Genomic DNA, 24062 nt, shown 5'->3' with positions numbered 1-24062 from the left:
TGTATATTTGCAGGATAAAAATCCAACCCTATGAAGATACTGTATTATATTTATCAGATTTGCATCGCTTTGCCTATTTTATTAGTGTTGACCATCCTCACGGCAATCGTCACTATTGTAGGTTCTCTCTTGGGAGGAGCCCACATCTGGGGATATTATCCGGGGAAGATTTGGTCACAATTAATTTGTCTGTTTCTGTTGATTCCCGTGAAGATTGAGGGACGTGAAAAGTTGCATGACAAAACTTCCTATATTTTCGTACCTAATCATCAGGGTTCATTCGATATTTTCCTTATTTATGGCTTCATCGGAAGAAACTTTAAGTGGATGATGAAAAAAAGCCTGCGTAAACTGCCGTTTGTAGGAAAAGCCTGTGAAAGTGCAGGACATATCTTTGTAGACAGATCCGGCCCTAAAAAAGTATTGGAAACAATCCGGCAGGCAAAAGACTCATTGAAAGATGGGGTTTCTCTCGTTGTCTTTCCTGAAGGAGCGCGTACATTTACAGGACACATGGGATACTTTAAGAAAGGAGCCTTCCAGTTGGCGGATGATTTACAGCTGGCGGTTGTACCCGTCACCATTGACGGCTCGTTCGAAATTCTGCCACGCACAGGCAAATGGATACACCGTCATCGCATGATTCTGACTATTCATGAGCCTATTCCTCCCAAAGGGAAAGGAATGGAAAATATCAAGGCAACCATGGCAGAAGCCTACGCTGCGGTTGAAAGTGCCCTGCCGGAACAATACAAGGGAATGGTGAAAAACGAAGATCAAGACCGATAATCAGTACATAATATTTATATAAATATGAGGATGCTCACGCACCCCCATATTCCTAACCAGTTTTATGCATCAAACTATTAAATTAAGAAATTCAGATATTTAGATGTTTTGCAAGGTTATGGTTTGGTTTGACATCATTTGTAATTCTTGAAAAGTCAAATTAAAACTTTTATAAATTTCCTTTTCTAAATTCTCTAATGGGAAAGATTCATTTCTGACGCCATTAATCTTCCCTCTAAACCGATTGTTATAATGCTTGCGGAATGTATCCGGAGTAACCAGACCTCCCAAGCCATAATCCCCCACTACAATCACCGGCTTTCGGCGCAATACCCCTTCGTAAGCGGTAATTCCCGCACCAATAATCAAGTCGGCTTCTTCAATCAGTTTACCGATTTCACTCTCGGAGGATATATAATCCACCTGATACTCTGAATATTTACTTAATAGAACTCCTATCCTTAACCTGGTGCGAGAATTAGCTATTCCGACAACAATGCTGACTTTTTGTTCTATTAACTGCAATTCGTCACCTCTCAAAGAAGAGGCGGCAGATAATTCATTAGGATTTTTCATATAGCTATTTGGTTTTTGTTGTGTCAAAAGTACGGCATGCATCCGAAAACACAAAAAAAGTCACCCGGACAAAATCAGCGCGCCTGATTTTCCGTAAACACCTACATTTCAATAAAATACAGACTATCGTTCTATTAATGACCCGGACAATTCATTTTTTATTTATCAAAAGTCCCTTAAAAACACATTCAAATCTTCTTGTGGAGAAATGCCTAATCGACCTTTCAGCCTCCCTTTTGCTTTAGTGACAGAATCGGAAGAGGTCTGAAAAATACGTGCCAGTTCTTCATTGGTCAGTCCAAATTTAAGAAAGCAACAGATCTCAAGATCATGTTTAGTCAATAAAGGAGTTTTGTCAAGCAACCGGGTAACGTAATTAGAATAGAGTAAATCAAACAGGCTAAACAATTTATAGCGTTCTCCATTAGACAATTTGCCTCTTAATGTTCCCTCTTTGATAGCAAGCAGCAGACGAAAAGCGGATATGTACTGTTCAGAAGAGGGTCCGACAGTTAATTCTCCTCCCAGTTCTTTCAACAGTCCCGATAAGGTTTTGTTCTGCATACTCAAAAGAACAATCTTTCCATTCAACTCGCCTACCTTCATTCGATTTTCTTCCAGTATGCGGTTCTCTTCCAGTACTTGATCTTTCAACTCCTGAATTTCTTCCATCTCCTGCTGGTATCGCTTTATCTCCTCTTCATTATCTCTAATCTGGGATTCGATTTCGGCAATCTTCTTCCTGTGATTCTTACTTTTGTAGTAGTAATAACACATATAGAAGGCCACAATCAGGAAAATAACCGTACCGCAAAATATAAAAACCGTACGGTCCACTTTCAGTTGTAAATTATCATTCCGGAGCTTCTCGTTCTCGTACTGCTTTTGCAGTTCTGTTATCAGCTCCTGCGAATCGACTTCATCCAATACATTCACGATAGAGTCCGCTTTTTCATGATAGATAATCGCTTCCTCAAAATTATCAATATCTTTTTCCAGAAAGTATAAATTGTTATATGCGTCAATACGGGTATATTCTTTAGAAGAATTGATACTCATCTTAAAATATTTCCGGGCGTTCTCTACATCGCCCATCTGTATATACAAATAACCGAGAGACATACACTCCACGTATTTCCTTTCTTCATCCGTTTCTTTTTCATAAGCAGCAAGAAAATAGCGTTCTGACTTTTTCAGTTCTCCCATAGAACGGCACAGTATCCCCAACTCATGTAAAATGGAAACTTCAGACGAATATTGCTTTTCCCTGGCTAGTGCTAAAGCATTAATATAATAGAAATAACAGCTATCCCATTTATTCTGAAACAAATAAGCCCGGCCTATATTTTGCCCGGCTCTGACAAGACTCAAAGAATCTTTCAACTCTTCATAGATTGTATATGACTCCCGAAAATTCTCCAACGACTCCTGATACAATTTCTTTTTCCGGTTAATCATCCCTATCTCATCAGTAGCCATTGCAAGCATCTTACAACATTGAATATTCCCGAACATTTCTTTTGCCGAAGACAGGAATGTCAAAGCCTCTTCATCTTTGCCCAGTTCACGCAACACTCTTCCATAATAATACTGTGCTTTAGCACGTGTTGCGGAGTCACCACGCTCTACAGTATAGTAATTCAGTGCCAGTGCAATCAATGAGTCAGAAGTAAACTTCACATAGTTCCGATCCATCGCCTGCGTCAATAAAAGTGCATAATCCGCCTGCAACTTTCCACGTAGTTTTTCAGTATGAGGTATTGACTTTAATAGATACAGAGCTGTATCCGGAAGAGATTCCATGCACATTTCGATCCTCCGGAATGCCACATCAGGGGCCTCCGAATCTCTATGACAAGAAACCGATAAGACTAAAATAAAAAAGAAAGCGGCGTATACCGGAACAGTAGTCGTTTTCACTTTACTTGAGTTTTGTACAAAAATACACAAAAAACTCAAGTATTACTTATTTGTTGAAGCATTTTGTTCCAATCGTTGATGTTCTTCTATCAACTTCATGTTTTCTCTTGCTTTAGACAGGAATTCTCTAACCAGCTTATTATCTTTAAAAGAATAAGGAGCATCCTTGATTATATCATCAATTTGCGGAGTCATAATCGGATAAGGCAAAGAGCTGCAGAGCATCATAAACACACTGGGTCCCAGCACATTTTCATAATTATCGGAGATGAACGTTTTTACATACTGATTCATCGCTTTCATCAGTGAGTCTCCTTCCACCACCAACTGACCGTGAATTTCATCCAGATCGCCTCCATCCAGTACCATACGGGTTTCCTTCTGCTCCAGTTCACCAATGCTTTCTTCCAATTGGTTTCTTTTGCTGATAAACTCATACAGGGCATTATTTAAAGATGTTCCGACTGCCTTGAGGTCCGTATTGCTAATGGTAACTGTTATCTTCCCACTTTCCAGCACAATCGGCATAATGCTTTCTTCATCCATGTAAAGTGTCACCATCTGTACGGAATCTATTTTCCCTTTCATTGAGAACAGACCATGCACTACTTCAGCTGAATCCAGCTTCACCCACTCTCCATCCCGAAGGGATTTAAGATACAGCATCTTTCCATCCAGACTATTCACTGAAGAGGTTCCTTCAATCTTGTACTTACTGGTGCAGGAAGCAAAAAACGGAAGCAAAAGTAAAAAAGGCAAAATTTTATTCACGTTCATCTATTCATTAAATTCTGGGTACAAAGGTACAACTGATTCAGAATTCAAAGAAACATTTTATCAATATTTAAATCTTGTAAGACTCTTTTCTTTAATAATCCTTATAAACATAGGTACAAGGCTCTTTTTTTCATTTAGTTTATCTAATTTTGCAGTCATGAAAACATCAACATTTGCCCCTTTTGCCAAACCGCTTTATGTAATGGTAAAGCCTGTAGGTGCCGTATGTAATCTAGCATGCGATTACTGCTATTATTTGGAAAAGGCCAACCTATACAAAGACAATCCGAAACACGTAATGAGCGATGAACTTCTGGAAAAGTTTATCGACGAGTACATTAACTCACAAACCATGCCACAGGTGCTTTTCACCTGGCACGGAGGAGAAACGCTGATGCGGCCGCTCTCCTTCTATAAAAAGGCAATGGAACTACAAAAGAAGTATGCCCGCGGACGAACGATCGACAACTGCATCCAAACCAACGGAACCATGCTCACCGACGAATGGTGTGAATTCTTCCGTGAAAACAATTGGCTGGTAGGAGTCTCTATCGATGGTCCCCAGGAGTTTCATGACGAGTATCGTAAAAACAAAATGGGAAAACCCTCTTTTGTGAAAGTGATGCAAGGCATCAATCTTTTGAAAAAACATGGGGTGGAATGGAATGCGATGGCAGTCATTAATGACTTCAATGCCGACTACCCACTAGACTTTTACCATTTCTTTAAAGAAATCGGTTGCCAGTATATCCAGTTCGCTCCTATCGTTGAACGTATTCTCTCACATGAAGACGGTCGTCACCTCGCTTCTCTTGCAGAAAATAAAGCCGGAACTCTTGCTGATTTTTCGATCACCCCGGAACAATGGGGTAACTTTCTTTGTACTCTTTTCGACGAATGGGTGAAAGAAGACGTAGGCAAATACTACGTACAAATATTCGATTCGACTTTGGCGAATTGGATGGGCGAACAACCCGGTATATGCACAATGGCAAAGACCTGTGGTCATGCCGGTGTGATGGAATTCAACGGAGATGTTTATTCTTGCGACCACTTTGTATTCCCCGAATATAAATTAGGTAACATTTACAGTAAAACTCTGGTGGAAATGATGCATAGCGAACGTCAGCACAATTTCGGGAACATGAAATATCAGTCTCTCCCTACTCAATGCAAGGAATGTGAGTTCCTATTTGCCTGCAACGGAGAATGCCCGAAAAATCGTTTCAGCCAAACGGCTGAAGGCGAACCTGGGTTAAATTACTTATGCAAAGGGTATTATCAGTTCTTTAAGCATGTAGCTCCTTACATGGACTTTATGAAAAACGAACTGATGAATCAACGCCCGCCTGCTAATATCATGGAAGCACTGAAAAACGGAGATTTAAAAATTGAATACTAACCAATCATATATTGTAATTTTATCATTTAATAATGAACAGATTAAAACTTTATCTATTAGCGCTGACCGCGCTTTTTGTATGTTCCGTTAGAGCGGATGAGGGTATGTGGCTATTGCAACTGATGCAACAGCAACACTCCATAGACATGATGAAAAAACAGGGATTAAAACTGGAAGCACAAGACCTATATAATCCGAATGGCATTTCTTTTAAAGATGCTGTAGGTATATTCGGAGGAGGGTGTACCGGAGAAATTATCTCACCCGAAGGTTTGATTCTAACCAATCACCACTGTGGCTACGCTTCCATCCAACAACATAGTAGTGTTGAACACGATTATCTGACTGACGGTTTCTGGGCTACTTCCAGAGACAAAGAGCTCCCTACTCCGGGACTGAAATTTACATTTATTGAACGTATCGAAGATATTACGGATATTGTCAATGCCAAGATTGCGGCGAAAGAAATCACCGAATCCGAATCATTCAGCAATATATTCCTTCAAAAGCTGGCTCATGATCTTTATTTTAAAAGTGACCTGGCAGACAAAAAAGGAATTGTTCCGCAAGCTCTTCCGTTCTATGCCGGAAATAAATTCTATCTTTTCTACAAGAAAATATATCCGGATGTACGTATGGTAGCCGCTCCCCCTCTTCTATCGGTAAGTTTGGCGGTGAAACAGACAACTGGATGTGGCCGCGTCATACCGGCGACTTTTCCATGTTCCGTATTTATGCAGATGCAAATGGTGAACCGGCAGAATACAGTGAGAGCAACGTCCCACTGAAAACCAAGAAACATTTGTCTATCTCTATCAAAGGATTGAAAGAAGGAGATTATGCAATGATTATGGGATTCCCCGGAAGTACGAGCCGCTACCTGACTGTATCAGAAGTAAAAGAACGTATGGAATCGGAGAACGATCCACGTATCCGTATTCGTGGTGCACGTTTGGCTGTCCTGAAGGAAGTAATGAATGCCAGTGACAAAATCCGTATTCAGTATGCTAACAAGTATGCAGGTTCCAGCAACTATTGGAAAAACTCCATCGGCATGAATAAAGCCATCATCGATAATGATGTATTGGGAACAAAAGCTGCACAAGAAGCCAAATTCGAAGAGTTTGCAAAAGCACAAAACAATGCTGAATATGCAGCAGTAGTGAAGAATATTGATGACCTGGTAGCTAAGACAACTCCTCTCAACTATCAGTACACCTGTTTGAGAGAGACTTTCTTCGGAGCTATCGAATTTGGCAATATTATGTTGGCTAAAACACGCGAAGCATTGCTTGAGAAAAACGATTCTGTAATCGAAGCACGCATGAAAGCCTTGGAAAGCACTTACGAAAGCATCCATAACAAAGATTACGATCATGAAGTAGACCGCAAGGTAGCGAAAGCCTTGTTCCCCTTATATGCTGAAATGATTCCGGCAAACCAACGTCCTTCTATTTATAAGGTTATTGAGCAGAAATATAAAGGCGATTATAACAAATTCGTTGATGATATGTATGACAACTCTATTTTTGCCAACCGGGCAAACTTCGAGAAGTTTACAAAGAAGCCTTCAGTGAAAGCGATTGACAATGATCTGGCACTGCAATACTGCCAGTCTAAATACGACTTGATGGATACACTGGCTTCCCAACTCAAGGATATGGATAAAGAATTGGCTTTGCTACACAAAACTTATATCCGTGGTCTGGGTGAAATGAAGTTGCCTGTACCTTCTTATCCGGATGCAAACTTTACCATTCGTCTGACCTATGGTAACGTGAAACCTTATGATCCGAAAGACGGCGTACACTACAACTACTATACGACCACTAAGGGAATTCTTGAAAAAGAAAATCCGGAAGACCGTGAATTCGTTGTACCTGCCAAACTGAAGGAACTGATTGAAAAGAAAGATTATGGCCGTTACGCTTTGCCGAATGGTGATATGCCAGTCTGCTTCCTGTCGACCAACGACATCACCGGTGGTAACTCCGGTAGCCCGGTACTGAATGAAAACGGAGAACTGATCGGTTGTGCTTTTGATGGCAACTGGGAATCATTAAGCGGTGACATCAACTTCGACAACAACCTGCAACGTTGTATTAATTTAGATATCCGTTACGTCCTGTTCATTCTGGAAAAATTAGGAAACTGCGGACACCTGATCAACGAAATGACAATCGTAGAATAAATGAGAAAACAAATCCTATTTGTCCTATTTTCACTGGCAACTCTTAGCATCCACGCCGACGAAGGCATGTGGATGCTAACCGATCTGAAAGCACAGAACGCTATTGCCATGCGCGAACTTGGTCTCGAAATTCCGATAGAGGAAGTATACAACGCAAATGGTCTTTCTCTAAAAGACGCTGTTGTACACTTCGGAGGAGGATGTACGGGAGAAGTTATCTCTTCCGAAGGACTGGTACTGACTAACCATCACTGTGGTTATGGAGCTATCCAGCAACATAGTAATGTAGAACATGACTATCTGACAGATGGTTTCTGGGCTATGAACCGTGATGCGGAACTTCCTACTCCGGGATTGACCGTCACTTTTATCGACCGTATTCTCGATGTGACCGACTACGTCACCGAGCAACTGAAAAAAGATCCGGACCCGGATGGTGTTAACTATCTATCACCAAGTTATCTTGGCAACGTAGCAGAACGTTTTGCCAAAGCCGAGAATATAGAAATAACTCCTGCAACAAAGTTGGAGCTCAAGGCTTTTTATGGAGGAAACAAATATTACCTGTTCATCAAAACTGTGTATAGTGATATTCGTATGGTAGGGGCTCCTCCTTCTTCCATCGGTAAATTCGGAGCTGATACCGACAACTGGATGTGGCCTCGTCACACAGGCGACTTTTCTCTCTTCCGTATTTACGCGGACAAGAATGGAAAACCGGCAGAATATTCTAAAGACAACGTTCCTCTGCAAGTGAAAAAACATCTGAAGATCAGCCTCGCCGGAGTTCAGGAAGGAGATTTCACCTTTGTCATGGGATTCCCCGGACGTAACTGGCGGTATATGATTGCCGACGAAGTGGAAGAACGGATGCAAACGACCAATTTCATGCGCCAGCATGTACGCGGAGCCCGTCAGAAAGTACTTATGGAGCAAATGCTGAAAGATCCGGCAGTGCGTATTCATTATGCAAGCAAATATGCTTCTTCGGCCAATTATTGGAAAAATGCCATCGGCATGAATGAAGGACTGATACGCCTCAATGTACTGGATACCAAACGTGCACAGCAAGAAGAACTGTTAGCCCGCGGCCGTGAAAAGGGAGATGATTCGTATCAGAAAGCCTTTGATGAGATTCGTTCTATTGTATCTCACCGACGCGATGCGCTATATCATCAGCAGGCTATCAATGAAGCATTAGTCACTGCCCTTGATTTTATGCGTATTCCTTCCACGACAGAATTGGTTACCGCTCTGAAATCGAAAGATAAAGAGCAGATAAAAGAAGCAAAACTAAAACTGAAGAAAGAAGGAGATAAGTATTTTGCTTCTGTCCCCTTTCCGGACGTAGAACGGATGGTAGCGAAAGAAATGCTGAAAACTTATGCCAACTACATTCCTGCAGAACAACGAATCAACATCTTCGAAATCATCAATTCCCGTTTCAAGGGAAGTATTGACGCCTTCGTTGATGCCTGTTTCGAACATTCCATTTTCGGCAATCCTAAAAACTTTGAGAAGTTTATCAAGAAACCAAGTTTGTATAAAATAGGATATGACTGGATGGTATTATTCAAATATTCTGTTACCGACGGAATTCTGAAAACAGCCATTGCCATGAAAGAAGCCAATCAGAACTATGACGCAGCTCATAAAATATGGGTGAAAGGCATGATGGACATGAGACAGGAAAAAGGAATGCCGATTTATCCGGATGCGAACTCTACTTTACGGTTGACATACGGCCAGGTGCTTTCTTATGAACCGGCTGACGGTGTGGTTTATGACGCTCATACCACCCTCAAAGGTGTGATGGAAAAAGAAGATCAGGGAAACTGGGAATTCGTAGTGCCTCAAAAACTAAAAGAACTATATAACTCCCAGGATTATGGACGTTATGGCAAAAACGGTGAAATGCCTGTCTGCTTTATCGTAAACACCGACAATACAGGAGGAAACTCCGGCAGCCCGGTATTTAACAGCAAAGGGCAGTTGGTAGGAACTGCTTTCGACCGCAACTTTGAAGGCTTAACAGGCGACATTGCTTTCCGTCCTTCATCGCAACGAGCCGCTTGCGTCGATATCCGCTATACCTTGTTTATCATCGATAAATATGCGGGAGCCTCTCATATCATCAATGAACTTAGCATTGTTGAGTAAATTGAGAGTTGAGAATTAAAAATTGAGAAATATGATGCCAGATGGCATAACTTTTATTTCTCAATTTTTAATTCTCAACTCTCAATTTATATAAATTCTTCCACCATATACATCTCGTCAATCATCTCATTCATTATATTCTGTAAATTCTGAACTGCTTCTTCAGGAGATTCCCCATAAGCATTACATTGCATATTTACAGTCAACCAGGCATAATAGCCACCATCTGATGCGCGTTCAAGCACATAATCCGTTCTGTTTAGCTTCATATTGGTAAATAATTAGTGAATGTTGGTATTGAAGTTATTTCTGAATGTGAAGCTGCCGGTTTCTCCAGTTCACGGATCATCCGACGTTCACAGCTGCGAACCCAATAAACGAAATGACGGTTCGGAGTATATTCTCCTGCAAAGCGAAGCAGCGGCTGCAAATCAAAGGAATCACTGATTATTCCTGCCCCCGCTTTCATTGCATCATAGGCATTGCAGTCTTGTTCAATATGTGCCGGAACCATTAATACAGGTTTTCCAAGATACATTGCTTCGCAAATGGACTCGAAGCCTGCCGTACTGGCATAAGCCTTGCAACCCGCCATCGCATTAAGAAACTTCACATCATCTATTTGATGGAAACTCAATGTTTCGTCAATCCGTGTCACCTCTTCGGCATCCGATCTATCCCAGAAAAAAGTTAAAGGAAGTCCCGGATGCTTTGCATGAAAGTTCTCTACGCTATCGGCAAACCCGGAATTAACCATATATCCATGAATATAATCACCCTCTTCCGGACGGATAGCTGTCACTTCCGGACGAATCAATGGAGGAACGGTCACTATTTGATTCATATCATCCTGTTCCATTTCCAGAAAAGACAAAGCCAGTTTCTTCGAAGATCTTAGAGCGGTCATCCGGGTAAAGAAACGCAGCATCCATAACTGGCACGAATTTTTATCCGGAAACTCGAAATCACGATGTAAAAACAAATACTGATGTCCAACACAAATATACGGAACGGAGGGACGGAAGAGTGCATAGGTAAGTCCGGTTAAAAGTTCGTAGAAGTTGATGACGACTTCCGCCCCTGTCTCCCTGATCCGCTGATTTATATAATACATGCTACGAAGATACTCCGGTAATCTTAATAAATTGTATGCAACGCTTTTCGTCAGGTTCGCCCGTTTATTGTCTGCTGCAGGCAGAAAGTTCGGACTAATGAATCGCTTCACCGGTGCATGAATACTCCGATTGAAAAATCCCGGCAAAGTACGTGTCGAACTTTTCCCGACCAAGACTTCCACTACTTCATGCCCATTGCGCAATAACATTTCTTCGAGGGTGATTGCTTGTGTAAAATGCCCTCTCCCCTCACCTTGAACAATAAATAAGAATTTCATAGTTCCATTATTTTTAGATACGCAAAGTTCCCTCTTTCACATTACAAGATGATGACTCCCTGATTACTATTTCATGAACAAAATCTGCTTTTTCTCGTTATATTAATAAAATAGAAAATCTATTTGCGGTCTTCAAAGACTGCTTTTTAACTCTAAGAAAGAAAAGATTATGGAAAAATTTGAAGATTTAATACAGTCACCAGTGCCCGTTTTAGTTGATTTCTTTGCAGAATGGTGTGGACCTTGCAAAGCAATGAAACCGGTTTTAGAAGAACTAAAACTTATTGTGGGAGATAAAGCACGTATTGCAAAGATAGACGTTGACCAGCATGAAGACCTGGCTACTAAATATCGCATACAAGCTGTACCGACCTTTATACTGTTTAAGAATGGAGAGGCTGTCTGGAGACATTCCGGTGTAATCCATAGTAGCGAACTACAAGGGGTTATCGAGAAGCATTATACATAAAAAGATAATAATAACGAATGAAGAAAGTATTAGTAATGGTAGCCCTCGTCATGATAAGCGTGATTGTATACGCATTCAACGACAGTAGGGAAACTAATCAAGGTGAAAAAGAGGTAACAGGTAACGGTGAAGTCGTCGTAATGGACAAAGAAATGTTTCTGAAAGACGTCTTCGATTATGAGAAATCAAAGAAGTGGAATTATAAAGGTAATAAACCCGCCATCATCGACCTATATGCAGATTGGTGCGGACCATGTCGCCAGACAGCTCCTATCATGAAAGAATTGGCAAAGGAATATGCCGGAAAAATTGTCATCTACAAAGTCAATGTAGATAAACAAAAAGAACTGGCAGCTTTATTTAATGCAACAAGTATTCCATTGTTTGTATTCATTCCCATGAAAGGAGATCCACAGCTTTTCCGTGGAGCTGCTGACAAGGCAACTTACAAAAAAGCGATTGATGAATTTCTCTTGAAGTAAAGAAGAAAATATAGTGACGCTATCCGGTCGGGATAGTAACGCTATACTAGGAAAAGAGTGACGGTATCCTTGCGGGATACCGTCACTCTTTTGTATATCTTGCCAATCCTTATTTGAAGTATCCCACAGGATGATTCATCATTGGCATTTGGCTATCTTTCAATTTCAAAACTTTCTTCAATTGTTCATTGTCCATCGAGGCGCGTGGCACTGTTGCTATGTTAGCAGCGGAACAGAATATTGAAATATTTTGAGAAACGATGCCGGAATCCATAGCGCCCATCAACTGGCTGCGTGCACTCTTCGCATCTCCAAATCTGGAAAGATCACTGATTAACACCAAAGACACCGGAGCTGTTTTCACAAATGCCTGTCCACCGGCTACTGCTCCACGATGATCTCCTTCAGCAACCAGAGTCAACTGGTGATTTTTAGCATCATACAGATAACTCCCTTCAGGTAATACTACATATACATCCACATCCTGCTTATTCAACGCTGACGGAGCTGTTCTCATTCCAGATTCCTTACGGTTTATCCCATTAGCAGCCCATAACAAATCAGACAGATCCGACAAACTCAATGATTTAGAAGCATACTCGCGAGTTGAATGTCGTTCAGACAATGCCTTCATCACCGCACCGGTACGGTTTAAATTAGGCTTCGGCAATTTAATCACTTTATCAGCAGCAAAAGCAGCAGCCGAAAGCATTAAACAAACTAACAATAGTTGTACTTTTCTCATAACTGTGGTATTTAAAAATTGATAGACAAATATAAATAAAAAAGGTCTGTATTCGTTGCAGAATACAGACCTTTTAAGAGTTTATTAGGCTTAATTATTTCTTATCACCGAAATAACGGTTGTACAATCCTTCAAAACCTTTACCATGACGAGCTTCGTCTTTGCACATTTCATGTACAGTGTCATGGATAGCATCCAGATTCAGAGCTTTAGCACGAGTTGCGATACGTTTTTTATCTTCGCATGCACCTTGTTCAGCATCTTTGCGCTTCTGCAGGTTTGTTTTAGTATCCCACACGCAGTCGCCCAACAATTCTGCAAACTTAGCAGCATGTTCAGCTTCTTCCCAAGCGTAACGTTTGAAAGCTTCAGCTACTTCAGGATAACCTTCACGGTCTGCCTGACGGCTCATAGCCAAATACATACCAACTTCAGTACATTCTCCCATGAAGTGATTGTTCAGGTCCTTAATCATTTCTTCGTCACAACCTTTTGCCACACCAATAACGTGTTCGTCAGCAAAAGACAATGCGCCACCTTCTACCTCAACCACTTCTACGAATTTGCTAGCAGGAGCTTTACACAAAGGACATTTTTCAGGAGCTGCGTCACCTTCATGAACGTAACCGCATACAGTACATCTAAATTTTTTCATTTTCTTCTCAATTTTAAATTAATTAGTCAATACGTGTTTCTTTATCTTTACTTAAGCAATTCTTGCAAATACCTTTATAATAATAATGAACTTCTGATACCTGATGACCATCCATGTCTACATTCTCCACTTGTTTTATGGCTTCCGGGCATTTCAAATCATAAATGTGTCCACAACGCCTGCACAAAAAATGAGAGTGTACGGAAGTGTCAGCATCAAAGTTTGTATTCTTCTCATCAATCGTAAGCATCAAGGCCGCTCCTTGTTCAGAAAACAATTTCAGAGTATTGTAAACCGTAGTTTTTGAAAGTGTCGGCATCGAAGGAGATAGTGCAGTATATATATCATCAGCTGATGGATGAATCGGATTATCCATCAGATATTCCATGATAGCGATACGCTGCATGGAAGGCTTGATATTATGCTCTAATAATCGTTCATATGGTTTCATTATCTCTTCCTTCTTTTCAAAGTTGTATTCATTACAATTATAAATTTAATGCAAAGATAACGAGTTATTTGGAATTATCAAATAAATTCCCATATTTTTGGCGTATTTTTTTAAGAATATTATTATTGAAAACCTATTTTCCTTTTACTTACCATCCATTTGCATGACAATAAAAGATCAGCAATTTTTTTGTTTAAAAATACCCCTCACAAAAGAGTTTTGTGAGGGGTATTTATATTTCGAAAAGTTTTATATACTCCTTTTCTTTTAAAGAAGCTAAAAATCAATTTTATTCGTCCACTTTTACTTCCGCTATAATTTCGTCCGGCACTTTGTTACAACGCACATATTTGCTCACGTCGCTATCATCATCTTTTGCCGTCCAGACCATAGAGCCAGATTCCTGCAAATCGGTTACGATATAATCGTGATTCCACTCTCCATTGCCGAAATCGTAGTCTCCGCTAAGCACGTAGCCCAGATAAGGGTCGTTCTTAATCTTGAAAGAACCGGTGATGCAACGTGCGTACATACTGTCGAACTTCTGGTACATTTCAAAAGTGAGTTCCTTGCGGTTAAACTCTATGTAGCAATAGGTACCTTCCGCCAAAGGCTGCCCGTTCCATTCGGCAAGTTGCCATACTCCGTTCAGATTGGCAGCAGTGACCGGCAATGTAGGAAGGGCTGTATCTTCATCGTCATCACAAGATGAGAAACAAAGCACGAAGGCGAATAAAGCCATTAATTTGAAAATATTCTTCATGTCTTCTTTTTATTTTATCGTTATTTAATACGGTTTACTTTAATATTCAATGTCCGTTCCGACGGTTGCCCCTCCACTCCTTCTATCACAAGCGGAAAGGTAAATGAACTGTCTTTATCCGCAGGAATCAATGAGGCATCTATCGTAACCACTATATCGGCTTCACTACCCGGAGTGATAACTTCCGGTTCCGTACGGAAAGCAGCGAATGCCGGAAGACGGGAAGCCGACAAGCGCAGCGGCTGGTCGCCACTGTTACCGCACAGAACCCGTTCCGAAGGACGCTTTCCAGCAGCCACTTCGCGAAATTCCATCCGATTTTGTTTCAGCCTCAACTTTCCCATTACATATGGATAGCGCGCCCATTCATCCGCTCCGGGAAGCACATTTCCTCTTAAGGTGAGGCGTGCCGCCGGCAGACTGTCCGAAGAAGCCAGATAGATGAAAGCATTCGTGTCGATCGTTCCCGGATGATTCTTCGGAGTGTAAGTCAATGCTATCACTCTTGTTTCGCCCGGAAGAATCTCTCCCATACGGACATCAGCCGCCGTACAACCGCAAGTTGTCTTCACACAGGTGAGCTTCACGGTTTTACCGCTTACGTTCGTGCAAGTGAAACGGTAGGTCTGCGGAGCATCGTCTTCGGTCAGTGTACCGACATCCAGTACCGTCCGGTCGAAACGCAGAATTTCTTCCTCCTGCAGAACGGAACGGACATTCCGGGCTTCTACCGCCCGGAACGGTCCGACAACCGCACAACATATAAATAACCGTATCCAAATAATGGGTTTCATTGAATATCAAAATTACATCCAACCGTTGTCATTGGCTTTTTTACGAACTGTGACGGTGATTGTTTGCTCCGTTCCATTGCTTACTTTCACCGTGATACGGGTCGCTCCGGTTTTTACACCGGATACCTCCATCAGCGTACCTGTTACCTTTACCGTAGCGATAGCTGTATCAGCAGACGTACAGGTATAAGTCAGGTTGTCACCATTTACAAAGTAGGAAGCAAGGTCTACCGTCGATGTTGCTGCTTCTGACACATATACATTAGGCACTACCATGTCCGAACCACTGCCGTCGATTTTGTTCAACAACTCTCCGGCGTTTGCCAGTCCCTCACCCATCTTGCCGACGTATCTCGACAACTCTACTTTCGTAGCGGAAGCTCCGTGAGTAAGATGGTTACGATAGAACCTTTTCACTGCTCCATTACTATAATAGGGATCCAGCGGCTTCGCTGATTTTTTCAGCAGTTCCACAAACTCGCTTGCCTTAAAGTGACGACGCAACTTAACGGCATACGACAATCCCAGTGCAGCTACTCCCGATACATGCGGGCAAGCCATAGACGTACCGTCCATATATCCATAGGCAGGCTGACCGTCCTTTATCAATGTGGAGAGAATAGAACCGGAATGAGCACCGTCTATTTCTTCCCATATTTCAGGATCATTCTCTCCCACCGGATTATAATATTCCGTATCACCGCCCGGAGCTGAGATCGTGACTTCCTTACCATAGTCGGTATAAGAAGCCGGAGTAAAGTCGGCAGCCACCGCACTTACTGATATGCATTTAGAGTAAGCAGCAGGGAAAGAAGGCATAGCCGCATATTCATTGCCGGAAGCGAAAATTGCCAGACCACCGTCGATCACCCCATTGGGAGAACCGGCATTGTTGATAAAGTAATCCAATGCTTCTTTTTCCAGCGGATAAAGTTCCGACCATTCTTCTTCCGAACCCGGACCCGGAGTATATCCGTCTACCAGACTTGCCAAAGCAGAGTTGTAACCCCAGCTACATTGCAGGATAACAGCGCCATTATCTGCCGCATATTTGATAGCCCGCGCCTCACCATCCAGACTCACACCATACTCACCGGAAAACACCTGACACGACATTATCTTCACGCCCGAATTAGGTGTACCGTCGCCACCGGCGATACCGCAGACGCCTTCGTGATTGCCGTTCATAGCAGCAATCGTACCGGCAACGTGTGTGCCATGTCCCGAATCGTTGATATCCTGCCATGTAATAACAGGCGAATTGCTTACGAAGTTGTAACCGTACTGATCATCCTCATAACCGTTACCGTCGGCATCTTTACCGGCATACAATTTTTCGCCTTCGTTAATCCAGATATTATTTATCAAGTCGGGATGAGTATTCATGACGCCTTCGTCCAGCACGGCAACAATAATAGACGGGTCACCCGTACATTTCTTCCATGCTTCCGCACAACCGACATCACATCCTGCTTTCGAACCATTCTGCAGTTCATTCTGATTATCAAATGCATTAACTCCGCTGTTGATATAATGCCATTGATACGACAGACCGGGATCATCGAATATGCTTTCTGTTTTCCCCGCACGCGTAGTTGCCTTTTGTTTCAAAGCGCTTTCGCTAATATAAGTGCGATAGGATTGTTTCTTGTAAGCACGTTGAATGCGGCTGTTTGCCTGTACTTTGGAAACTTCGCCCAACTGACTGAGCCGGCGGGCTGCTTCTTTCACATCCGTATTTTCATCAAACTTCACCCGATACCACAGATGCAATCCTGCGGTGCGGGTCCGTTCTTCATTTCTGGGATCTACCGGAAATATACGTTCAAAATGATAAGCCCCCAGAATAGCCAACACCTCGTCGGTAGAAGGAATCCCGGAACGGGTCATAGCTCCCCCGCTTCTGGTAGCAACCGCAAGAGTCCGGTCAAGGATCTCCGTCATTGCCGGGTCGAACTTTATCAGCAATTCACCGGAAGTGACATCCGTCGGAAGTTGGACTTCCGTCCCCCCTGTCGGGGTGGACGGTTGTTCAATCAGCTCTTGTTCCGAGCAGGCAGTCAGCGTCAAGGCAAACAGTGCTGTATATAAGAATTTATTCTTCATTGTTCCTTATTAAATTATTCTTGTTAATGATATTTATTCTACTGTATCCGATAATACAAATACTTTGTAATACAACGGATAAGCTACGCCGTCAACCTTTTGGTTTGTTCCAGGGTCTTCACTGCCGTAGTAGTAAGAATAATCGTAGTTCACGAGTTCCACATTGCTGAATCCAACTGTATCTCCTGAAGAATTCTTACCCCCTTCCTGCTGGTTAAATACCATCGTTTCCGGATTCCAGTATGCAAAGTACGGATGGAACAGCAACCAATTCGGTATTTTACCAGTCATGAAGTTCAGATTAAGATGTAACGTACGGGCAAACGGCAATACACGCAGAATATCCTGTCCTCTTAACGCATCCTGATCCTTATAAGTAACCCAATTGTCAGTGGATAACAACCATTGGCAAGTATCCTGAGATAACTTAGACTCATAGATAGCAGGAGTAGCATCCAGTTCATCTTTAGTAAAGAAATCTTCTTGCTGATAAGTAAGCGGTTTCTTCGCTGCTGTCAACGCATTCTTCACTTCTTCGTCCGTCGGGAATTCTCCTTCGAGGAAGTTATACGACATTTCTAATGAAATCAACTTATCCCATGTCAACAATTTCAAGAAGGCTTCTTTTTCCGTGTATTCTTTGGATACGTCTGCATGCAAGCCGACGTCTCTTCCATTATATTTGCCTCCACTAATAAGACTTAAATCACGCAATACATCCGTAGCACGGCATCCGGTCAATGTCAAAGCCTTCAACTTGCCGAAATTCTTCTGATTCACCACATTGGTAATCACAGACAATGACGGGAAATTGTTACTTCCCAAATACAATGTTTCCAGCTTATTCCCTAAGTTAATAAAATTATCGGGGAAAGCATTGATACCTACAGAATATACAGTCAAATGTTTCAAATATTGTAACTCACCGATTTCCTCTCCTAGAGAGATTGTACGGATCTGACTGTTTTCATTACTCTGAACTGCGAATGATTCTATATATTTCAAATGCCGAATCTCCTTGGGCAAGGCTTCACCATCTTGCAGGTTAATCATCGCAAAACTTACAGAACGCACACGGCCTACCGCTTCCTCAGGAAGTTCGTTGTTTTGTATTTCTTTATCCGTAGCTTCCCAAAGCGTCACATTCGCCCAGTTCATCATATTTTCACTGGCATCAATCTGCGTCATAGACTGAAGTTTATTATTGATAGTAATCACCGCCAGCGAGTCGCCCGAACGGTTATCTTCAATCTTCATAGCAGCTTCCTGTCTCACAGTCAGCACCACTGCATCTATCTTATTACCGTTTTCATCGACCAAATCCTTCAGGTCCTCGGGATCTTCCGGAATCAGACGAATTTTAGCTACACGGGTATAAGGAACCACATTCATTCCCCAACGGAAATCTACTTTTATGGTACGCGGACGCGCTCCACGGTCTAACTCCACATTCAAATCTTTCTCTTTCGGCAATGTCAACCAATCTGCGCGGTCACTCTCTGCATCCGCTTTTTGTTCCTCCGACATAGTTGCCTCTTCAGCGAAAGAATAATCTACTCCGTCTATTCTGAATTTGACATTTGTAGAGATAGTACTTTTGAAAACACGTTCGTCGTAACGATCCGAACTAGCTATTTTCACTTCCGACTCTTTTATCAAGATTTGCTTGCTAAAACCAAACTGTGTAACCGTTACCTTTTGAGGTGTTCTGCCGTTCATGGCGAAAAGTATCTCCGTTGTACGTGCAAGGTTTTGCAGTGTGGAGTCGATAGCTATCTCACATACCGCCGAACCGATACCGTTGGCAGGCGAAATGGCTAACCAAGGTTCCTTGGTGCTCGTCACCCATTGATCGCTGGACGATACGGCAATCTTTTCGACTCCACCTTCGGCACCCATCGTAATTTCGGTCTTATCCAATGCAAGCCCCTCGATTCCCGGTTCGTCATCATCCTTGCACGAGGTCACTAACGCCGTGCAAAGAATCAGTCCTAATGTTATTTTACTAATATACTTCATTAATAGAATCTTTTATATTATCGTTCAATACCCAAAGCATCACAACCACGAATATCCTGTGTCTTATCATAAAGCAATACATACATGCCTGCCTCGATATAAGGACATACACTGGTTACATCCAAAGAGATATTCGGATTGTCTGCAATCTCTAATATATAGAGCCGTGAAGTGAGTGTTTCGTTCACTTTACGAATATCATTCGAACCAATCTGCAATTGCAGCAAACTCGGACAAGTAGTGATACCCGTAGGCCATTCACGCAAAGTACGGTTACCATCCTTATCGCGCTGGTGGCGGATACCGAAAGCTTTCAACTGGCTACTGTTCAGCGGCTGCGTCGGGAACTTGGAGAAACAGTTGTAGCTGACATCCATATTTGTCAAATAAGGCAAAGTCGTTGCACGGAAGTCATCCGACAGGCTTGTCAACTTATTGAAGCGCAAATCTATCACCGTGAGCAGATGCGTATTCTTATAGTTTCCGTTCTTCGGTTTCAGTGAGTTTTCCGGAATAGAGGTCATCATGTTACCGCTCAAATCAATAGTTCCAATTGGAGAACCTGTTGCAAACAGTTCTGTAGGGAATTTACTGATTTGATTATTTGACAGACTGACTGTGCTGGCATTGATACCCTTATAATCCGCCATAGAACAATTAATATTCTTTCCATCCACCGAGCCGATCTCATTGTAAGAGAAATCCACTGATGCCATTACATATACTGATTTGGCATTGAAGATATTCGGGATATATTTCAACTTGTTATTAGAGAAGTTCAGTCCTTCTACCTGCTCGGTAAAAGCACAGAAGTTATCCGGAATTTCTTCAATTTGATTATTGCCCAACATCAGGGTGGTCAGTTTAACCTTCGTACCAAAAGCATGTACCGTATGTATATTATTATGCACGCAATCGAGCAAGCCAAGCTTAACCATCTTCCCTAAAGACTCAGACGGCGGAAATTCTTCCAGATTGTTATAACCCAGATAAAGTATCTGGATTTTAGGACCAGTCTTCTCCTCAGCAAGCTTTGTCCAGTCAGCTTTCAGTTGACCGGCACTAATGCCTTTGTTGCAGGCAAGGTTCAGAGACTGTATCTCGGGCAATTCATAGATAAAATCCGGAACCCTATCCATCTTAGGACAGTTATAAAGCTCTATATCTGTTAAATCTTTCAGATTGCTCCAACTCAAATCTTCATCAGCATACTGCTTAGCATATTCCGAGTTCTCATTCTCCCACTCCGTAGCAATAGCATCGGCGAGAATAGGTGAATTGGCGATATTAAGGTTCTGCAATTTTGTCAACCGCATGAGAGCTTTCGAGATAAATGTGATACGGTTGGTAAGCGTACCGATTTGCGTATCTTTCAGCGTGATGCGGTTATCCTTCTTTATCGGCTTCATATCCGGATCACGGTTGATGCTTTCTTGCAGCATTTCCGACATATGAGAGCGCGGGTCGTAATCAAGGAAAGTCCGCTTATAGTGCATGCGTATCCTCTCTTTCTTCGCATCGTCCATGTCTGGTGTCAATTCTTCGTCACCGAATAGTCTGCCGCTCAGCATTTCGCTGTGTGTACCGAAAGCAAGGGTTTTCAACTCCGTCAATTGTCCGATAGCATCAGGCACTCTTCCTTTAGCACCGAAGCCTGCGAGCGAAAGTCCGGTTATACGACCGTTTTCGTCCAGTTCGACGCCCGGCTGGTTCCCCCACATATCCAGTTCCTTATTGAAGTTCCAGTTTTTACTGTGAACTGTATTATCCACCGTACCGCCATTGTAGCTCCAATTCTTTCCGTCCAAAGCCTCCCAGATTTGTTTCAAGGCTTTATAGTCCTTGATATATTCTGCGGTTTCCTTTAACTGGATAGGTACGATCGCTTCGCTTGTCAGTTCGTTATCTTTCACAACAATAGGCTCGCTTCTTACAGCTTGCGTTTCCAGTTGGGGTTTCGTGATACCCTTTTGTGTGTAAGTGGTATAAGCTACTACCTGATAAGTACCGGAAGGAACCCATACGGCAGAGTCGCAGGTTGCTTCTTCTATATCCATGTACTTATCTTCCGGATTAGCAGGATTCACACTTTCCTTTGAACCTTCTTTATAAGTAACCTTCATGCCTTTCAACTCTGTAGTTTCACGGGTAAAGGTATTCATCAAGGTGACATCGATAAAGCGAATGCTGCTGAACAGATATTCACCTGTGGCACGTGTGTTAGCCCATTGTTTCGTCAACTTGAAAGTCAGCATACCACGAGATACGGCATCTACTGTCAATGCTTTCTCTTGAAGTCCTCCGGCTATAACGGTAAAATCTTCGTTATCTCCACCGGGACCTGCCATGATTTCCTTATCGAGTTTGTCATACAGCACGTAACCGATCACCTTATACGTACCGACTACTAACTTCAATTTATCACTGCGCACACCATATTCCGCATTGCCTGCATTATATGAGTTCAAGGGCAATGTTTGTGAAACGGTGGTACCGTTGTGCACCATCACCACCTTTATCTTCTGTGCCGTAGACAACGTTTCCAGTTTGTCCGTCACACGGGTGGTTCCTTCCTTTCCAAAAGAGGCGTCCTTGTAGAGTTTGAACTGCACATAGCCGTATTGGCTTTGCAGTATTTCCTCATCATCGTCGGAACAACCGCTTACTACCACTATTGTCAGTAGACTGACGATTAGCGGCAGGAAGAATATTGAGTATAATTTATGTAAATTCATTTACTAAGTTATCTAAGTTAATTAATTGGCAGGAGTAATTACCAGAGCTTTCTTAAAGATCCAATCAGTTCCTTTAAAAACAACTATTAAATCCTCTGTAAAAGGAGTAGGTATAGTGATTCCCAAATACATACCATCAGAATCCATTGAAGTTTCGAGACGTACTTCTACATCTTTATCCTCACGATTAATAACATAAGCCTCTCCCGTCCATTCACTGTCTGATAATAAGGGATAAATAGAGAAGTAATTTCCTGCATCAGCGGAGATTGAATAAACCTTAGCATTCTCTAGCTGATAGTTTCCTTGAAGAAGATTTAATATATCCTCATCAGTTGCTTGCGTTGCTGAAATTTCTTCATATCCAGATTTCTTTATCAAAAAGCTTTTCGGTCCCGTTTCTTCTTTCACTTCTTTTTGAGTAAAAGCCATGATAAGATTACTTTGTTCATATCTATACTCTATTTCTCCTTCTTCATCAAGAATAACTTCTTCTTCCTTATCTTTAATATCCCTTTCATATACTTCACGTGGAAATGCAAGAATATACCCGCTTCTTTCTTCTGGATCACCATTCCAAGAGTTAGGCTTATATTCATCAATAATGATACTTAAATTCCCCTTTTCCCCTTCGCAATGCATCCAGTCATAAGTAAAGAAGTCATACATTGAACCTACAAGGTGAATTTTATCGTCCCAACCCTTACTCATGAATACAATTACATAGTCATCTTCCAAAGTTTTAATAGTAAATGGCAGTCTCCTTTGTAGAGTTGTAGTTCCTGTACCACCTATACTTTGTTGAGTAAGTGTCTTTCCATCCATTGTAACAACCCAACCTGTAGCAAAAGTTGTTGGAGTAGTAAGTTTTATCTCCGTTGGATTCATTCCCTCATAATAAACAGGAAACTCATAGAATGCTTTTCCTTCTTCATCGGCAAACGTAATCACATTTTTCTCAATATTTGCTTCAACCGGATACTTCTCACGATTTTCATCTTGTATGATCTTCAAACCGCCTGTCACTTCTTTATCCACAGCGCCAACAAAAGAACCACCTTGCAGTTCTACCCAGCCCGGCAGATTAGTAGCAGCAAAACGGAAGTTAGCTTTTACTTTGAATTGAGCAAAGTTGTCATATCCTACCTTAAGTCCAATGGTTTTATCGATTTCATTTCCCTCAAGGTCGAATATCTTCAATTCCGTACCCACAGCCGAACGAGTAACTTCACCAATCACGATAGTCTCACCATCCATTGTCAATTCCAATTTAGCTACGCTCGCTTTCTCTATCTTTTGGTCGTCGTCCGTAGCCATAACGGTTACTGTATGCGTACCGGCAGTTCCGGATACCACATATTCTTCCGTAGTATCACTTTTGAACTTACACCAAATGGCAGAAGAAGCCAAGCTCCAGTTTGTATTCGCCGTAAAAGTAAAATCGGTTGTTTCACCAGCATTGCAGACGATATTCTGCTTTGCCGGAAATACAGGAGTCTCCGCCTTATCATCATCGTCCGAGCATGCCGCCAAACAGAAAGTTGCGAGCAAGCCAATGAAGAGCCAACTTTTGCAGAACATCTTCATGCAGGAACCTCCTTGTGGTTTTAAACTAAACTTTTTCATATCTATTTT

Annotated in this window: 19 protein-coding genes and 1 pseudogene; 6 read left to right on the top strand and 14 right to left on the bottom strand. The window is 42.0% G+C overall.

Translation table 11 applies throughout. The features are described 5' to 3' along the window. Nucleotides 1-30: 30 nt before the first annotated feature. Nucleotides 31-789 carry a 1-acyl-sn-glycerol-3-phosphate acyltransferase gene (locus NXV01_RS14385; RefSeq protein ID WP_004297350.1) on the top strand — a complete coding sequence of 253 codons (759 nt, stop codon included), beginning with the start codon at nt 31-33 and terminating at the stop codon, nt 787-789. A 99-nt stretch (nt 790-888) separates the two neighbouring features. On the opposite strand, the gene NXV01_RS14380 is transcribed toward NXV01_RS14385, so the two are convergent. From NXV01_RS14380 to NXV01_RS14370, 3 genes are all read right to left on the bottom strand, one after another. Further along, a complete protein-coding gene (locus tag NXV01_RS14380; RefSeq protein ID WP_148366165.1) occupies nt 889-1365 on the bottom strand; it encodes a polysaccharide deacetylase in 477 nt (158 codons plus the stop codon). A 165-nt stretch (nt 1366-1530) separates the two neighbouring features. Then, complete coding sequence (locus NXV01_RS14375) at nt 1531-3285, bottom strand: hypothetical protein (RefSeq protein WP_259022737.1); 1755 nt, start codon at nt 3283-3285, stop codon at nt 1531-1533. Nucleotides 3286-3327: 42 nt separating this feature from the next. Further along, nucleotides 3328-4062 (bottom strand): DUF4369 domain-containing protein, encoded by a 735-nt coding sequence (locus tag NXV01_RS14370; RefSeq protein ID WP_074637391.1) that lies wholly within the window; start codon nt 4060-4062, stop codon nt 3328-3330. A 157-nt stretch (nt 4063-4219) separates the two neighbouring features. On the opposite strand from NXV01_RS14370, the gene NXV01_RS14365 reads away from it, so the two are divergent. The 3 genes and pseudogenes from NXV01_RS14365 (at nt 4220) to NXV01_RS14355 (ending at nt 9815) form a co-directional block, all read left to right on the top strand. Next, entirely contained in the window at nt 4220-5464 is a 1245-nt protein-coding gene (locus NXV01_RS14365; protein ID WP_074637393.1) for an anaerobic sulfatase-maturation protein, read from the top strand. A gap of 32 nt (nt 5465-5496) precedes the next feature. Further along, nucleotides 5497-7655 (top strand): annotated as a pseudogene (locus tag NXV01_RS14360) (S46 family peptidase). After that, nucleotides 7656-9815, top strand: coding sequence for a S46 family peptidase (locus tag NXV01_RS14355; RefSeq protein ID WP_259022736.1), 2160 nt, complete (start codon nt 7656-7658; stop codon nt 9813-9815). An 86-nt stretch (nt 9816-9901) separates the two neighbouring features. On the opposite strand, the gene NXV01_RS14350 is transcribed toward NXV01_RS14355, so the two are convergent. Both NXV01_RS14350 and NXV01_RS14345 read right to left on the bottom strand, forming a co-directional pair. Then, entirely contained in the window at nt 9902-10084 is a 183-nt protein-coding gene (locus NXV01_RS14350; RefSeq protein WP_004297339.1) for a type II toxin-antitoxin system HicB family antitoxin, read from the bottom strand. Continuing rightward, nucleotides 10081-11208, bottom strand: a complete 1128-nt coding sequence (locus NXV01_RS14345) for a glycosyltransferase family protein (protein WP_217721525.1) — start codon at nt 11206-11208, stop codon at nt 10081-10083. Before NXV01_RS14345 ends, NXV01_RS14350 begins: the two co-directional genes overlap by 4 nt. Before the next feature lie 169 nt (nt 11209-11377). On the opposite strand from NXV01_RS14345, the gene trxA reads away from it, so the two are divergent. Beyond that, nucleotides 11378-11677: a thioredoxin gene (trxA, locus tag NXV01_RS14340; protein ID WP_004306008.1), complete on the top strand. Its 300-nt coding sequence runs from the start codon at nt 11378-11380 to the stop codon at nt 11675-11677. Between the two features lie 17 nt (nt 11678-11694). Then, on the top strand, nt 11695-12159 hold the full coding sequence (locus tag NXV01_RS14335) for a thioredoxin domain-containing protein (RefSeq protein WP_259022735.1): 465 nt from the start codon (nt 11695-11697) through the stop codon (nt 12157-12159). 109 nt (nt 12160-12268) lie between these two features. On the opposite strand, the gene NXV01_RS14330 is transcribed toward NXV01_RS14335, so the two are convergent. The 9 genes from NXV01_RS14330 to NXV01_RS14290 all read right to left on the bottom strand — a co-directional run bounded on the left by NXV01_RS14330 (nt 12269) and on the right by NXV01_RS14290 (nt 24053). Beyond that, nucleotides 12269-12904 carry a SagB/ThcOx family dehydrogenase gene (locus tag NXV01_RS14330; RefSeq protein ID WP_004312035.1) on the bottom strand — a complete coding sequence of 212 codons (636 nt, stop codon included), beginning with the start codon at nt 12902-12904 and terminating at the stop codon, nt 12269-12271. A 94-nt stretch (nt 12905-12998) separates the two neighbouring features. Then, a complete protein-coding gene (locus NXV01_RS14325; protein ID WP_004297333.1) occupies nt 12999-13559 on the bottom strand; it encodes an NADH peroxidase in 561 nt (186 codons plus the stop codon). 22 nt (nt 13560-13581) lie between these two features. After that, nucleotides 13582-14010 (bottom strand): Fur family transcriptional regulator, encoded by a 429-nt coding sequence (locus tag NXV01_RS14320; protein ID WP_148366155.1) that lies wholly within the window; start codon nt 14008-14010, stop codon nt 13582-13584. A gap of 289 nt (nt 14011-14299) precedes the next feature. Then, the gene (locus tag NXV01_RS14315) at nt 14300-14773 is read right to left on the bottom strand and encodes a lipocalin family protein (RefSeq protein WP_259022734.1); all 474 of its coding nucleotides are present in this window, start codon (nt 14771-14773) and stop codon (nt 14300-14302) included. Nucleotides 14774-14793: 20 nt separating this feature from the next. Next, nucleotides 14794-15567: a DUF1573 domain-containing protein gene (locus NXV01_RS14310; RefSeq protein WP_259022733.1), complete on the bottom strand. Its 774-nt coding sequence runs from the start codon at nt 15565-15567 to the stop codon at nt 14794-14796. 12 nt (nt 15568-15579) lie between these two features. After that, entirely contained in the window at nt 15580-17673 is a 2094-nt protein-coding gene (locus NXV01_RS14305) for a subtilase family N-terminal domain-containing protein (protein WP_259022732.1), read from the bottom strand. A gap of 33 nt (nt 17674-17706) precedes the next feature. Next, nucleotides 17707-19692 (bottom strand): BACON domain-containing protein, encoded by a 1986-nt coding sequence (locus NXV01_RS14300; protein WP_148366148.1) that lies wholly within the window; start codon nt 19690-19692, stop codon nt 17707-17709. Nucleotides 19693-19709: 17 nt separating this feature from the next. Beyond that, complete coding sequence (locus NXV01_RS14295) at nt 19710-22427, bottom strand: DUF4458 domain-containing protein (RefSeq protein WP_195649050.1); 2718 nt, start codon at nt 22425-22427, stop codon at nt 19710-19712. A 21-nt stretch (nt 22428-22448) separates the two neighbouring features. After that, nucleotides 22449-24053: a DUF5003 domain-containing protein gene (locus NXV01_RS14290; protein ID WP_195649049.1), complete on the bottom strand. Its 1605-nt coding sequence runs from the start codon at nt 24051-24053 to the stop codon at nt 22449-22451. Between the last annotated feature and the right edge of the window lie 9 nt (nt 24054-24062).

The organism is Bacteroides sp. BFG-606, assembly GCF_024788145.1.
In the GTDB taxonomy this organism is placed as follows: Bacteria; Bacteroidota; Bacteroidia; order Bacteroidales; family Bacteroidaceae; genus Bacteroides; species Bacteroides vicugnae.
The sequence above is the reverse complement of the archived record's forward strand: the minus strand, read 5'-3'. Positions and strand labels throughout refer to the sequence as shown.